Genomic DNA, 13,657 nt, shown 5'->3' with positions numbered 1-13,657 from the left:
CGCTAGACCGATCCTGGCACGCCTCTACGCGGGGCGGTAGCCACTCGTCTCGGGTGGCGCGGCGTGACGGATCATGAGGTGCCTCGTGACGGAGTAGTCGAGCAGCGGCTCGATGCTCATGTCCTTGCCGAAGCCCGAGCCCTTCACTCCTCCGTGCGGCGCCTCCGACGCGATCGGCAGGTGGTCGTTGACCCAGGTCACCCCCACGTCGAGCTGGTGGCTGACCCGGATGGCGCGAGCGACGTCGTTGGTCCAGACCGACGACGCGAGACCGTAGGCGCTGTCGTTGGCGAGGCGGATCGCATCCTCCTCGTCGTCGAAGGGCAGTGCCACGAGCACGGGCCCGAAGACCTCGCCCTGCACGATCTCGGAGTGCTGCGGCGCCCCGACCACGAGCGTGGGCGGGTAGTAGGCGCCCTCGCGGTCGAGCGGAGCACCCCCCGCGAGCACCTCGGCGCCCTCGGAGACGGCGCGCGTGACGAAGCCGTGCACGCGGTCGCGGTGCTCGAACGAGATGAGCGGGCCGACATCCGTGGCGGAGTCCATCGGGTCTCCCACCGAGATGCCCTGCAGCGCTTCGCGGAGGGCGGCGACCGCGTCGTCGAAGCGCTCGCGCTGGATGTAGACACGCGTGGCGGCCGTGCAGTCCTGGCCCGTGTTGTACGTGGAGCCGAGGGCGAGCGCACGCGCCATCGGGGCGATGTCGGCGTCGGCGAAGACGAGGGCGGGGGCCTTGCCACCGAGCTCGAGGTGCACGCGCTTGACGCCGTCGACGGCACCGCGCATGACCGCCTTGCCTGTGGTGGTCGATCCGGTGACGCTCACCATGTCGACCCCCACGTGGCCCGCGAGGGCTCCGCCCACGTCGGCCCGGCCCGTCACCACGTTGAGCACACCGGCGGGGAGTCCGCACTCGGCCGCGAGCTCGGCGAGGCGCAGGGTGGTGCCCGGGGTGGGAGGCGCGGGCTTGAGGATGACCGAGTTGCCCGCGGCGAGCGCGGGGCCGGCCTTCCAGACCGCCATGATGAGCGGGAAGTTCCACGGCGTGATGCCGGCGACCACGCCGACCGGCCGGCGTGTGAGCACCGAGGTGAAGCCCTCGCTGAAGACCCCGGCGCCCGTGCCGTCGAGCGAGCGGGCGGCGCCGGCGAAGAAGCGCAGGTTGTCGGCGGCGAAGGGCAGCTCGCCGTCGAGACCGGTGAGGTAGGGCTTGCCGGATTCGCGGGTCTCGATCTCGGCGAGCTCGGGGCCGTGCTCCTCGAGCGCATCCGCGAGCTTGAGCAGCACGCGCGCCCGGGCGCCCGGGGTCTGACCCGCCCAGGCGGAGGCCGCTCCCCTGGCGGCGGCGACCGCGTCGTCGACGTCGCTCACTCCCGACTGGGTGATCTCGCTCGCGGCCCTGCCCGTGGCGGGGTCGGTGAGCACGGCGGTGTCGCCGGTGCCAGGGCGGTACTCGTTCGAGATGAAGGTGCCTGAGGTCATGGTGTGCCTGTCTGTTTCTGTTCTGTGTCAGCGTCTGTGTTCAGGAGTTGAAGCCGAGGCCGAACCTGTCGAGGGTGCGCAGCCACAGGCCCCGCCGCCCGTCGTGATCGTCGGCCGAGATCATGCGCGAGCGCGTGAACTGCACGATGGGGTTGCGGAACGGCTCGGGCGGAATGGGGAAGGGCCGCTTCCGCACGATCTCGTAGCGCGTGCGAGACGTCGCCTCACCCCCGAGCAGGTCGAGGGCCACGTCGGCCGAGAAGCGCGCCGCTCCCACACCGAGCCCCGTGTGACCTGCCGCGTAGGCCAGGGCTCCCCCGAAGGCCGTGCCGTAGGCCGCCGTGAAGCGCGTGGTGGAGTCGATGGGGCCCGCCCAGCGGTGGGTGAACCTCAGGCCCTCGAGCTGCGGGAAGGTCTGGAAGAACTGCGTCGCGAGCAGCCCGTGCGAGGAGTCGTTCTGCTCGAGCGAGGGGCTCACCCGGCCGCCCCGGTAGTAGAGCGCGTCCCAGCCGCCCCAGAGGATGCGGTCGTCGGCCGTCAGACGGAAGTAGTGGAACTGGTTGCCCGCATCCGTGAGCCCCTGCCTCTCGGCCCAGCCGATCGACTGCAGCTGCGCGGCATCGAGCGGCTCGGTCATGAGCACGTGGTCGTAGAGGGGCATGATCCAGGTGCGAAGGCGCTTGAGCGGAGAGGGGTAGGCGGCCGTCGCCACGATCGCCTGGCGGGCGGTCACGGTGTGGCCGTTGACGGTCAGCCGCACGCCGCCGGATGCCCCACTCGCTTTGGCGAGGGAGGAGACCGGGCTCGCCTCGGCGATCCGCACCCCCCGCTCTCTCAGCACTCGCGCCATGCCCCAGGCCAGCCGGGCCGGGTCGACCATCGCCGTGCCACCGTGGGCGCGGAGCCCCGCGAGGAAGGTGGGCGAGTGCACGTCGGCCTGCACGGTCGCGGCATCCTGCAGCTCCACGCTCTCGCCGAACGAACGGGCGAGCTCCGCCGCCTCGCCGAGCGCATCGACCTGCCACGGCTCCACCGCGATCGAGGTCTTGCCGCTCTGCCGCAGATCGCAGTCGATGCCCGCCGCCGTGATCTGGGCCACGAGGTCGGCGAGGTTCTGCTCGCCCTCGGCGTGCAGCGCATCGAGGTCGCGCGGCCACAGGTGGCTGCCGTGGGCGAGACCGTGCGTGAGCGAGGAGGCGATGAACCCACCGTTGCGCCCGCTCGCGCCGAATCCGATGTGCTGGGCCTCGAGCACGAGCACGTCGAGCGACGGATCGCGGTCGAGTGCGCGCCACGCCGACCAGAGGCCCGTGAAGCCTCCGCCCACCACCACGAGGTCAGCGGTGGTGTCGGCCGCGAGGGGCTCGCCGGGCTGGGGGGCGCCGGGTTGATCGGTCCAGAAGACGGTCGGCCTGGCGTCGGCCAGGGAGCGTGCGACGGCGGGCGAGGATCCGGTGAGGGTCATGCCCGCTCCTTCAGGGCGGCGGCCTCGATGAGGTCGGCTGCCTTGCGGAGGCCGTCCCTGGCGCGGATGTCCTCGCCGATCCTGGCGATCTGCGTGCGGAGCGCGGTGTCGGAGAGCAGCTCGTCGAGGGCCGTCGCCAGCTCCTCGTCGGTGAACGAGTAGGTGGGGAGCCGCCGGCCGAGTCCCTTCTCGTGCACACGCTGGGCGTTGTCGTACTGGTCCCAGAAGAGCGGGAGCAGGATCATGGGCTTGCCGAAGTGCAGGGCCTCTGTGACGGTGTTGTTGCCGCCGTGGGTGATCACGAGGTCGACCTCGGGGATGATCGAGGTCTGCGGCAGGAACTCGGCGCCCCACATGTTGTCGGCGAGCTCGATCTCGTCGTGGAGGGGCCCCTTCGAGACGATCACGTCGTAGGGCAGCGTGGCGAGCACCGAGATGACGCGGCGCATGAGCGACACGTCGGCGCTGCCGAGCGAGCCCAGGCTGAAGTAGACGAGCGGGCGGTCGCTCTCGAGGAACGCCTCCGGAATTCCGGCGGGCGCATCCGTCTCACGCACCGAGGAGTCGAGCCGGTGCCAGGTCTCCCCCAGCGGTCGCTCCTCGGTGTAGTCGAGCTCCTGCGGATAGACGTAGAGGTTGAGGTCGCCCTCGGGCAGGAACTCGAGCTCGGGCAGGGGTGCTGCGCCGTTCTGCTGCACGAACTCGTCGAAGGCCTGCCACAGCGCTCGGTGCGTGCGGTCGTACTCGGCGCGGAACCTCTCGTGCCCGTCGTGGTCGAGGGCTGCGAGGCCCGAGAAGGCCGGCGCGACGCCGGGGCCGGGCACCTCGAGAGGGTTGCACGAGACGATGCGCACGAAGGGCACACCGGCGGTGGCGAGCGCGGGGAAGAGCAGCACGTTGTCCTCGATGATCACGTCGGGGCGTGTGCGCTCGATGATCGCCTTGAGAGCGGGTTCGCAGAACTTCGCCCCCTCCACGAGCTCCTCCCAGATGGGGCGGATGACCGTGTCGAGCTGAGCCTCGGTCGACTTGGCGAACTCCGGTGAGATCTCGCGGATGTAGTCCTTCCAGAACGCGCCGGCGTCGGGCTCCTCCACCTCGCTGCCGTCGTCGGGCTCGGCCGCCGGCGCGAGCTCCACGAGGTCCTCCTCGAAGCCCAGCGCCGAGAGCTTGCCCGCCCACGACGCCTCGGCGGCGAAGACCACACGGTGACCGCGGCGCAGCAGCTCGTTGCCGATGCCGATGCAGTTGTTGGTGGGACCGTATGCGCTCTCGGGCATGAAGAGGAAGGTGAACTGCGTGGTGCTCATGATGACGCTCCAGGACGATCGTTGTTTGAGTGGGAATTGAAAGAAAATCGGTGTCTTGCAGCGCGTGTTCCAGGGGTTCTGAGCCGTAGCATTGAACGCGAGGCGAAAGAACCGGCTGAGCCGACGGATGCAGCGTGAGAGGACAGGCCGTGGCACGACCCAAGCGTCAGGAGCAGCGCCGCAGCGAGATCGTGGCGGCGGCGCAGCGCACCATCGCCCAGCACGGTCCGGATGGGGCGCGACTCAACCGCGTGGCCGAGGAGGCCGGCCTCACGAGCGGTGCCGTGCTCTACTACTACCCCGACATCGACGAGCTCGTCATGGAGGCCAACCGGGCCGGCATGGAGCGGTTCTACGAGGATCGTGTGCGCATGCTCGAGAGCCTCGACGACGACCCCGTGCTGCGACTCGTGCAGCTCATCGACTCCGGTCTGCCCTCCGACTCCGCCGACCCCGAGGTGCGTCTGCTGTGCGAGCTCGGCGGATCCGCCGGTCGCAACCCCGTGATGGCCACCCTGCTCACGGCGCTCTACGACCGCCAGGTGGGCATGTACCAGATCGTGCTCGAGCAGGGTTCCGCGCGCGGCATCTTCACCCTCACGGCGTCGTCGCTCGCCATCGCGCGCAACCTCGTGGCGCTCGAGGACGCGTACGGCTACCGCATGGTGGCGCGCCATCCCACGATCGACCACGAGGGAGCCCGCGCGCTCATCGTGGAGTACGCCCGCCAGTCCACCGGTCACGCGCTGGCCTGAACCGCTGCGGGGGCGCCAGTTGCGGAATCTGCGGCCGGCACCCGGTCGTCGATCACCACGACGGAGCGCGAGTGGTCGATCCGGAGGCCCACGATGTCACCGCGCCGGGCGCTGCTCGTGGCGTGCACCGTGCATCCGATCGGCTGCACGCGGCCGGGCACGGCGACCGAGACGGTCGAGCTGCCGCCGAGGAAGTACGTGTCGATGACCGTGCCGTCGAGGTCGGCCGTGCGGGCGGGCACGAGGCTCACGTCCTCCGGTCGCACCACGAGCGTCGCCGCCGTGCCCACCGCGAGGTCGTGCTCGGCCTGCAGCGTGCGAAGGCCGGGCACCTCGACGCCGCCCGCCACGGCGGTGCCGTCGAACAGGTTGGACGAGCCGATGAAATCGGCCACGAAGCGTGTGCGCGGAGCGTTGTAGAGCCCCTCCGGGGTGTCGAGCTGCTCGAGAGCGCCGGCGTTGAGCACGGCGACCCTGTCGGCCATCGACATGGCCTCCTCCTGGTCGTGGGTGACGACCACGAAGGTCATCCCCACCTCGTGCTGTAGCCGCTTGAGCTCGAGCTGCATATCGGCGCGCACCTTGCGGTCGAGCGCCGAGAGCGGCTCGTCGAGCAGCAGCAGGCGCGGCCGCTTCACGATGGCGCGGGCCAGGGCCACACGCTGGCGCTGGCCGCCCGAGAGCTGGGCGGGGCGCCGCTTGGCGAAGGTCGCGAGCCCCACGGTCTCGATCGTCTCGCCCACGCGCGTGCGGATCTCCGCCTTCGGCAGCCCCTCCGACTCGAGGCCGTAGGCCACGTTCTTCTCCACGCTCAGGTGCGGGAAGAGGGCGTACGACTGGAACATCATGTTGACCGGCCGCTTGTGGGCGGGCAGCCGCGTGAGGTCGGCGCCGTCGAGCAGCACCTCACCCTGCTCGGGCTGCTCGAAGCCCGCGATCGAGCGCAGCAGCGTGGTCTTGCCGCAGCCCGACGGGCCGAGCAGGGCGAAGAACTCGTTGTCGGCGATCGTGAGGTCGATGCCGTCGAGGGCCCGGACCGAACCGTAGGAGTGGCTCACACCGCGGATCTGCAGGAGCGGCTCGAGGGCTGTGGTTCCGGCCGTGCCGGTCGTGCCGGTCGCGCCTGGTGTTCCGATGGGGCCGATGGTGTCGGTGGTCATAGTGCATCCGTGACTTTGGTGAGGCGCTGTGCACCGAGGACGGCGACGACGCTGACGAAGAGGAGGACCGTGGCGAGGGCGTTGATCTCGGGGGTGACACCGAAGCGCACCATCGAGTAGATGACGATCGGGAGGGTCGGCGTGGTCGGGGCCGCGGTGAAGAACGCGATCACGAACTCGTCGATCGAGAGGGTGAAGCTCAGCAGGGCGCCTGCCGCGATACCTGGCGAGAGCTGCGGCAGGGTGACCCGCACGAAGGTGCGCACGGGGCCTGCGCCGAGGTCGCGCGAGGCCTCCTCGAGGCTCGGATCGAGGTGGGCGAGACGTGCGAGCACGATCGCCGTCACGAACGCGATGGAGAACGCCGCGTGCGAGAGCAGCACCGAGTGCAGGCCCAGGCTGAAGCCGAGCAGCGAGAACAGGCTCAGGATGCCGATGCCGAGCAGCAGGTCGGGCAGCAGCGCCGGCGTGAGCGCGAACGCGCGGATGAGGCCGCCCCTCGTGTAGCGCTGGATGCCCACCGCCAGGAGCGTGCCGAATACCGTGGCGATGAGGGTCGACCCCGTCGCCACTATGAGGGTGTTGACGAGCCCCTCGGCGATCGCCTGGTCCTGGAACAGCTCGGCGTACCAGTCGAGCGTGAAGCCGCGCCACACGAAGAGGTTCGACGAGTCGTTGAACGAGAGGATGACGACCACGACGATCGGCAGGTAGAGGAACGCGAACGTGAGCCAGAACGGGATGCGGATGAGGCGCGACTTAGGCATCCGCGGCCTCCTTGCGGGCGCGACGGCCCTCGGTGAGGCGCTTCGAGAGGCGGGACTGCAGCAGCAGGAGGATCAGCAGCGAGATCGTGAGCACGAGGGCCAGGGATGCGCCGAACGGCCAGTCGCGCGCCTTGAGGAACTGGTCGCGGATGAGGTTGCCCACGAGCACCGTCTTGCCGCCGCCGATGAGCTCCGGGATGACGAAGTTGCTCATCGCCGGCACGAACACGAAGACGCAGCCGGTGAGGATGCCGGGGATCGAGAGCGGAACGGTGATGGTCCGGAAGACCCTGAACGGGCTGGCCCCCAGGTTCGTGGCCGCCTCGCCGAGCTGGCGATCCTGACTCGATAGGGAGGAGTAGAGGGGCAGGATCATGAGCGGCAGGTACATGTAGAGCAGCCCGACCACCACGGCCTGCGGTGTGTAGAGCATCGAGATGGGCTCATCCGTGATGCCGATGGCCTGCAGCGCCTGGTTGAGCCAGCCGGCGTTGTTGAGCAGCAGGATCCAGGCGTAGGTGCGGATGAGGAAGTTGGTCCAGAACGGCAGCAGCACCGCGATCAGGGCGATCGTGCGCCAGCGCGGGCTCAACCGCGTGATCATGAGCGCCGTGGGGTAGCCGATGGCGAGCGCGAGCACCGTGACGACCGCCGCGATGCCGAGCGAGTTCGCCACCACCGAGAGGTAGAGCGGATCGAAGAGCCGCGCGAAGTTCTCGAAGGTGAGCGTCCACACCACGCCGCCGAAGCGGCCGCGTTCGAAGAACGAGTACGCGGTGATGAGCAGCACGGGCACGAACACCAGGAGCACGATGTAGAGGCTGCCGGGGCCGAGGAAGGGGAGCGCCGCCAGCCGGCTGCCCGGCCCCCTGCGCTTCGCCGCTGGTGGGGCAGCGGCGGGCGCGGGGGGTCGGGCGCCGGTGGCGGCGCGGGAGGGAGCGGTCATGATGGAGTGGCGTGGAGCTCTTCGACTCGGGCGTCAGCCCGCGGCCATGATCTCGGTGGCCAGACGGGTGTACTCGGTGCTGAAGTCGCCGAGGTCGACCACGGTCTCCTGCTTGAGGAGCTCAGCCGGGTCGACGGCGAGGTTGGGGAACTGCTCCACGAGAGCGGGGTCGAGCGACTCGACGGCGGCCTTGTTGGGCACGGCGTAGAGGATGCTCGACGCCACGTAGGACTGCACGTCGGCCTCGAGGATGTAGTTGACGAAGGCCATGGCGGCCTCCTTGTTCTCCGACGACTTGAGCACCGTCATGGTGTCGACCCAGAGGTCGCTGCCCTCTTCGGGCACCACGAACTCGATGGTGGGGTCTTCGGCGATGGCGTAGTTGCACCAGCCGTCCCAGGCCTCGACCATGGCGGCCTCGCCCGAGACGAGCTTGCTGTAGAAGGTGGTGTCGTCGAAGGCGAGGAGCGTGTCCTTCGTCTTGAGCATCTGCTCCTTGACCTGCTCGAGCACGGCGGGGTCTTCGGAGTTGACCGATTCGCCGAGCAGCTTGAGGGCGGGCAGCGCCATCCAGCGCTCGGTCGAGAGCATCGTGGTCTTGCCCTCGAGCTCGGGGACGGGGTTCAGCAGGTCGTCCCACGACGTCGGGGCGAAACCGGTGAGGTCGGGGCGGTAGCAGAGGCCCGTGGTGCCCCAGGCGTAGGGCTCGGAGAAGGTGTTGCCCTCGTCGTAGGCGAGCTCGAGGGCCTCGGGGTAGAGGTTCTCCTCGTTGGGGATGAGGCTCTTGTCGAGCTCCTGCAGCAGGCCGGCCTCGTTGAGCGCCTGGGCGTACTGGCCCGAGACGAAGGCCACGTCGATGCCGGGGTCGGCGCTCGCGGTGAGCTTGGCGACGACCTCCTCGTTGGTGGCGTGGTTGACGATCGTGACGGGCACTCCCGTGGCGGCTTCGAAGTCCTCGGCCAGGGTCTCGGGGTAGTAGTCGGCCCAGATGCTAACCGTGAGGCTCTGCTCGGTGATGTCGGCCTCGGGGTCGATGGTGTCGGACGAAGTGCCGGCGCAGGAGGACAGCGCGAGCGCCGTGGCTGCTGCTCCGGCGAAGATCGCGGCGGATTTCGGGAAACGCACGGATTTCGGGATACGCACTGTGCCTCCAGTGTTTGTGGGCCGGTCGGAATGTGGTTGGCCGATTGTTGCATCAGCCAGCAACGAATCACAATGCCTTTCTTGGCGCTGTGACATGGAATTTACATAGTTGTTCGAATTGGAGTTCAAGGAATTAGTACGGTGGGGGTGTGGCAATCGAGCTGACGACGACGCACGGGGCGGTGCGTCTCGACGAAGGTGGGCGCGTGAGCGTGCTCGCCGCTTCGGGGGCGGCTGCCGTGGCCGGGGACGGGGTGGGGGCCGATCTGGTGCGGGCTGTGCTGGGGGGTTCTGGGGGTGTCTCGGGCGGTGTCTCGGGCGGTGTCGTCTCGGCCGTGGGGCGGTGGGAGGTCGAGCGGTTCGGCCGGGGCTCCGAGGTCTCCGTGCCCGCGGTTGCTGAGGTGCCCGCGATCCCGTCGATCGCCGGGGTCGAGCGGGCGCTCGGGGTGGACATGACCAACTGGGCCGTGGTGGTCGACGAGACGTGGATCGTGAAGGTGGCGCTGTCGTGGGGCGGGATGTCGCGTGCCATCGGGCAGCTGGAGCGGCTCGCGGCGGGCGGCAGCGAGCTGACGCCGCGGCCGGTCGGGCGCATCGAGTGGGAGGTGCCCGGGCTGGGGTGCGCCGCGGTGGCGCTCGTGACCGAGTTGATGCCCGGGGCTGCCGATGGGTGGACGTGGGCCGTGGAGGATGTGCTGGAGTGGCTGGCCGCGGAGGATGCCGCGGGAGTGGCTGCTGACGCCGCCGGCGCTGCAGTCGACGCCGCGGGAGTGGCTGCGGATGCTGCCGTGGCTGCCGCGGCCGGAGCTGGAGCTGGAGCGGGGCGCTCGGTGCCGGTGCCGGTGCCCGAGTGGCCTGAGGTGCTCGGGCGGATGACCGCGGAGCTGCACCTGGTGCTGGCTGCCGGGGCGGCATCCGCTCTTCCCGGGACGGCATCCGCTCTTCCCGGGACGGCATCCGCTCTTCCAGGGGCGGCTGCTCTCGGAGCGGAGATCGGGCTCGAGGCGGCGGCGGGGGGGTTGCGCGAGCGCATCCTGAGTCGGCTCGATCAGGCGCTCGAGGTGCTCGACGGAGAGGCGCTCTCGAGGCTTCGGCGGCGGGAAGGTGCACTGCGGGAGATCGTTGCTGCGGCGCCCGACACGGCGGGGGGCGTACGGTTCCCGGTGCACGGCGACCTGCACGTGGGGCAGTTCCTGCGGAGCACGGTCGGCGGGGTCCACCGGTATGCGATCGTGGACTTCGATGGCGACCCGCAGCATCCGGATGCCTCGACGGCCGCGTCGGCCACGGATGTCGCGGCCGTCGACCTCGCCCACCTGCTCGTGTCGGTGGATCTCGTTGGGTCGGTCGTGCAGAAGCGGCTCGGGCGGCGCGACGAGCGGGTGCTGCGGTGGGCGGAGTCGGCGCGCGCGGCCCTGCAGTCGGCGTACGCGCTGGGGCTCCGCGAGGGGGTCGGCCGCGGGACTGACGGCGGCGCTAGCGGTGACACTGACGGCGGCGGTGCCGGCGAGACTGACGGCGGCGCCGCGGGCGGCTCTGACTGCGGCGGTGCCGGCGAGGCTGACGGCGACGCTGCGGGCGGCTCTGACGGCGACGCAGCCCGCGAGACTGCCGGCCACGCTGCGGGCGGCACTGCTGGGGGCGCTGCCGAACCTGCTTCGGCGGGTGCTGCGGGTCGCGGGGTTCCGGAGGCGATCGTCGCCGAGATGCTCGACCCGCGGGTCATCGCAGCGCTCGAGGTCGAGCAGTTCGCGCGTGAGCTGCTGTATGCGCGACGGTATCTTCCTCGGTGGGAGTACGCGCCCGACGGTGCGTTGAGTGCGCGCTACAGTCCCCCATCCGATGCCGACGACGAGGAGAGCCCGTGGACACCGCCCGGTTCCGTGACGACCTGAACGAGATCCCGGCGGCGCTCGAGCGCCTCGCCGATGCCTTCGAGGTGGGACTCGAGCCGCTCGGCCGTGCGCAGCTGCTGCTCGCGGCGCCGGGCACGCGGGTGCTGGTGCTCGGTATGGGCTCGAGTGCGTACGCGGCCGATGTGGTGGCGCGTCGGGCGCGGGTCGAGGGGCGGATGGTCGTGTCGGAGCTCGCGAGTGCCGTGGCGCTGCCCGCGCCCGCGGAGGATCTGGTGGTCGTGGCGGTCTCGGCCACGGGCGGAAGTGCCGAGGTGCTCGCCGCGGTGGAGCGGTATCGCGGTGCGGGGCGGCTGATCGCGGTCACCAACCGTGCGGAGTCGCGGCTCGCGCAGGTGGCTGATCTCGTGGTGCCGCTCGTGGCGGGCGACGAGGTGAGCGGGGTGTCGTGCCGCACGTTCCGGCACACGTTCCTGGTGCTGGAGGCCCTCCTCGGCCTGGCGGGGGCCTCCCGTGTCAGTGCGCTCGCTCGGGAGTGCGCTCGGTCGGCGGCGGCGCTCCTCGAGGCGGCGCCGTCGTGGATCGACGAGGCCACGCATCACCTGCTCGGCCCGCAGGGCACGTGGGTGCTGGCGGCGGTGGAGCGGCTGTCGTCGGCGCAGCAGTCGTCGCTCATGATGCGCGAGGTGCCGCGCCGGCCGGCCTATGCGAGCGAGACGGGCGACTGGTCGCACGTCGACGTCTACCTCTCCAAGACGCTCGACTACCGGGCGCTGCTCTTCGCGGGTTCCGCGTGGGACGAGCAGGCGGCCGAGTGGATGCGCGGCCGTTCGGCGACGCTCGTCACGGTGGGCCCGACGCCCCTCGAGGCGGAGGCGGCGCTGTCGATCCGCTATCCGGGTGACGATCGCCCCGAGGTCGCACTCATCGTGGAGACGCTCGTGGGTGAGCTCCTCGCGGCGTCCTGGCACGAGGCCGACCCGACCTACGCCTGGAGCCCGAGCCTCACCTGAACCCGGCGCGCGCCGTTGCGCATCGTGCGTGACGCAGATTCGCGCGCCTGTCGGCACAGGTCCTGCACAGAGGCACGGCGAACGACCCGCTCTCCACGATCCGCCCGTGGTCGCGGCGCCGGGCAGAGGGCAGTCGCATCCTGTGAGCATGATGTTCACCGCGTCGCTGTCGGCCCTCGGGTTGGTCCTCGCGCTGGTGGCGGGTGCACCCACACCACTTGGGGAGTCGGCTGCTGGAACCGAGTGGGAATGGCCGATCGAGGGCCGCCGCGAGGTGATCGCGGAGTATCAAGCGCCCGCTACCCGATACGGCGCCGGCCATCGAGGGCTCGACCTGGCCGCTCTTCCAGGGGTGCCGGTCCTGGCGCCGGCCGACGGCGTGGTGGCGTTCGCCGGCACCGTCGTGGACCGCCCGCTGATCTCCATCGACCACACCGACGGCCTGCGGTCGACGCTCGAGCCGGTGCAGCCGCTCGTGGCGGCCGGTGACCTGGTGGCACGCGGTCAGCCCATCGGCACCGTGACGACCGGCGGTCACTGCGCCACCCGCTGCCTCCACCTCGGCGCCCGCCTCCACGCCGACTACATCAACCCCCGCCTCCTCCTGGGCACAGTCCCCCGCGCAGTGCTCCTCCCATCAGCGACCGCCGCCACACCCTTCAACCCCACCCCACGACTCCCCGCCCGGCGCGAACCACGCCCACCACCTCGCTCCCCGCAGGGGCCCCCACCATGCCCATCCAGGCCACCCACCACCTCGCTCCACGCAGGCAGGGGCGCAGACGCGGCCTGGAGGCGGCGAGCGGTCAGGCTCGGGGGTGGGCGGCGCTGTAGGTGGCGCGGAGGCGTTCCGCCGTGACGTGGGTGTAGATCTGGGTGGTGCCGAGGCTCGCATGGCCGAGCAGCTCCTGCACGGCGCGAAGGTCGGCGCCGCCGTCGAGCAGGTGCGTCGCGGCCGTGTGCCGGAGTGCATGCGGGCCCGCGGGCCCTGACCCCGGCACCGATTCGAGCAGGCGGGCCACGAGCTGATACACCGACCGCGTGCCGAGCCGCCCCCCGCGCACCCCCAGCAGCAGAGCCCCGGCCCGAGCGACCCGAGCGACCGCAGGCGCGGCGGCGGTCGCGGCTCGTTCGGCGAGCACTGGGCGGGCGCGGGCCAGGTAGTCGGTGATGGCGAGATGGGCCGGGATCCCGAACGGTACGACCCGCTCCTTCGATCCCTTGCCCACTACGCGCACGGTCTGCCGATCGAGGTCCAGGTCGTCGATGTCGATGCCCACGAGCTCAGACACTCGCAGCGCAGATGCGTAGAGCAGCTCAACCACGGCGCGGTCCCGCAGCGCGATGGGGTCCCCCTCAGCGGCAGCGGTCTCGAGCAGGTCGAGCACCTCGTTCATGGAGTCGTCGGAGAGCACGCGCGGCAGACTGCGATCCGGCTTCGGTGCACGGAGTCGCACAGCGGGATCGATCTCGATCACGCCCGTGCGCCGAAGCCAGGCTGAAAAGGTCTTCGCGCTGGCCGATCGTCGGGCGAGGGTCGACTTCGCGAGCTCCCGCTGAGAGGCGGCCCACAGCCAGTCCCGGTACAGCTCGAGATCGAGCCCGTCGACGTCCTCCACCCCGCGCTCGGCCGCGAAGGCCTCGAGATCGGCGAGATCGGCCCCGTACGACCGAGCGGTGTGCCCGGAGTACCCCCGGTCGAGCCGCAGATACCGGTCGTACTCGTCCCGCGCCTCCGCAATCCTCACCACCCCAGCATGCCC

The 13,657-nt window shown here is 70.7% G+C and carries 12 protein-coding genes; 4 read left to right on the top strand and 8 right to left on the bottom strand.

Features of this window, described 5'->3' with window-relative positions; all coding sequences use genetic code 11:
* Nucleotides 1-24: 24 nt before the first annotated feature.
* Genes ACEXQC_RS13605 through ACEXQC_RS13595 form a run of 3 tightly spaced genes read right to left on the bottom strand, consistent with a single transcriptional unit; the run spans nucleotide 25 to nucleotide 4,257 of the window.
* Nucleotides 25-1,482, bottom strand: coding sequence for an aminobutyraldehyde dehydrogenase (locus ACEXQC_RS13605; RefSeq protein WP_374823197.1), 1,458 nt, complete (start codon nucleotides 1,480-1,482; stop codon nucleotides 25-27).
* A 40-nt stretch (nucleotides 1,483-1,522) separates the two neighbouring features.
* The gene (locus ACEXQC_RS13600; RefSeq protein ID WP_374823194.1) at nucleotides 1,523-2,947 is read right to left on the bottom strand and encodes an NAD(P)/FAD-dependent oxidoreductase; all 1,425 of its coding nucleotides are present in this window, start codon (nucleotides 2,945-2,947) and stop codon (nucleotides 1,523-1,525) included.
* Complete coding sequence (locus ACEXQC_RS13595; RefSeq protein ID WP_374823191.1) at nucleotides 2,944-4,257, bottom strand: glycosyltransferase; 1,314 nt, start codon at nucleotides 4,255-4,257, stop codon at nucleotides 2,944-2,946. Before ACEXQC_RS13595 ends, ACEXQC_RS13600 begins: the two co-directional genes overlap by 4 nt.
* A gap of 149 nt (nucleotides 4,258-4,406) precedes the next feature.
* Between ACEXQC_RS13595 and ACEXQC_RS13590 the strand changes: the two genes are divergently transcribed.
* Nucleotides 4,407-5,012 carry a TetR/AcrR family transcriptional regulator gene (locus tag ACEXQC_RS13590; RefSeq protein WP_374823188.1) on the top strand — a complete coding sequence of 202 codons (606 nt, stop codon included), beginning with the start codon at nucleotides 4,407-4,409 and terminating at the stop codon, nucleotides 5,010-5,012.
* On the opposite strand, the gene ACEXQC_RS13585 is transcribed toward ACEXQC_RS13590, so the two are convergent.
* The 4 genes from ACEXQC_RS13585 to ACEXQC_RS13570 are packed head-to-tail and all read right to left on the bottom strand — an operon-like array spanning nucleotide 4,997 to nucleotide 9,010.
* Complete coding sequence (locus ACEXQC_RS13585; RefSeq protein WP_374823185.1) at nucleotides 4,997-6,172, bottom strand: ABC transporter ATP-binding protein; 1,176 nt, start codon at nucleotides 6,170-6,172, stop codon at nucleotides 4,997-4,999. The two genes, ACEXQC_RS13590 and ACEXQC_RS13585, sit on opposite strands and share 16 nt — an antisense overlap.
* On the bottom strand, nucleotides 6,169-6,939 hold the full coding sequence (locus ACEXQC_RS13580) for an ABC transporter permease (RefSeq protein WP_374823182.1): 771 nt from the start codon (nucleotides 6,937-6,939) through the stop codon (nucleotides 6,169-6,171). Before ACEXQC_RS13580 ends, ACEXQC_RS13585 begins: the two co-directional genes overlap by 4 nt.
* Complete coding sequence (locus ACEXQC_RS13575) at nucleotides 6,932-7,885, bottom strand: ABC transporter permease (RefSeq protein WP_374823179.1); 954 nt, start codon at nucleotides 7,883-7,885, stop codon at nucleotides 6,932-6,934. The genes ACEXQC_RS13580 and ACEXQC_RS13575 overlap by 8 nt, the downstream gene beginning before the upstream one ends.
* 33 nt (nucleotides 7,886-7,918) lie before the next feature.
* A complete protein-coding gene (locus ACEXQC_RS13570) occupies nucleotides 7,919-9,010 on the bottom strand; it encodes a polyamine ABC transporter substrate-binding protein (protein ID WP_374823176.1) in 1,092 nt (363 codons plus the stop codon).
* A gap of 167 nt (nucleotides 9,011-9,177) precedes the next feature.
* On the opposite strand from ACEXQC_RS13570, the gene ACEXQC_RS13565 reads away from it, so the two are divergent.
* The 3 genes from ACEXQC_RS13565 to ACEXQC_RS13555 all read left to right on the top strand — a co-directional run bounded on the left by ACEXQC_RS13565 (nucleotide 9,178) and on the right by ACEXQC_RS13555 (nucleotide 12,753).
* Nucleotides 9,178-10,923 carry a hypothetical protein gene (locus ACEXQC_RS13565; protein WP_374823168.1) on the top strand — a complete coding sequence of 582 codons (1,746 nt, stop codon included), beginning with the start codon at nucleotides 9,178-9,180 and terminating at the stop codon, nucleotides 10,921-10,923.
* The gene (locus tag ACEXQC_RS13560; protein ID WP_374823165.1) at nucleotides 10,893-11,894 is read left to right on the top strand and encodes an SIS domain-containing protein; all 1,002 of its coding nucleotides are present in this window, start codon (nucleotides 10,893-10,895) and stop codon (nucleotides 11,892-11,894) included. Before ACEXQC_RS13565 ends, ACEXQC_RS13560 begins: the two co-directional genes overlap by 31 nt.
* Nucleotides 11,895-12,042: 148 nt before the next feature.
* Nucleotides 12,043-12,753: a murein hydrolase activator EnvC family protein gene (locus ACEXQC_RS13555; RefSeq protein WP_374823163.1), complete on the top strand. Its 711-nt coding sequence runs from the start codon at nucleotides 12,043-12,045 to the stop codon at nucleotides 12,751-12,753.
* On the opposite strand, the gene ACEXQC_RS13550 is transcribed toward ACEXQC_RS13555, so the two are convergent.
* Nucleotides 12,701-13,642: a tyrosine recombinase XerC gene (locus tag ACEXQC_RS13550; protein ID WP_374823160.1), complete on the bottom strand. Its 942-nt coding sequence runs from the start codon at nucleotides 13,640-13,642 to the stop codon at nucleotides 12,701-12,703. The two genes, ACEXQC_RS13555 and ACEXQC_RS13550, sit on opposite strands and share 53 nt — an antisense overlap.
* Between the last annotated feature and the right edge of the window lie 15 nt (nucleotides 13,643-13,657).

The organism is Herbiconiux liukaitaii, from assembly GCF_041927495.1.
Classification (GTDB): Bacteria; Actinomycetota; Actinomycetes; order Actinomycetales; family Microbacteriaceae; genus Herbiconiux; species Herbiconiux liukaitaii.
The sequence above is the reverse complement of the archived record's forward strand: the minus strand, read 5'-3'. Positions and strand labels throughout refer to the sequence as shown.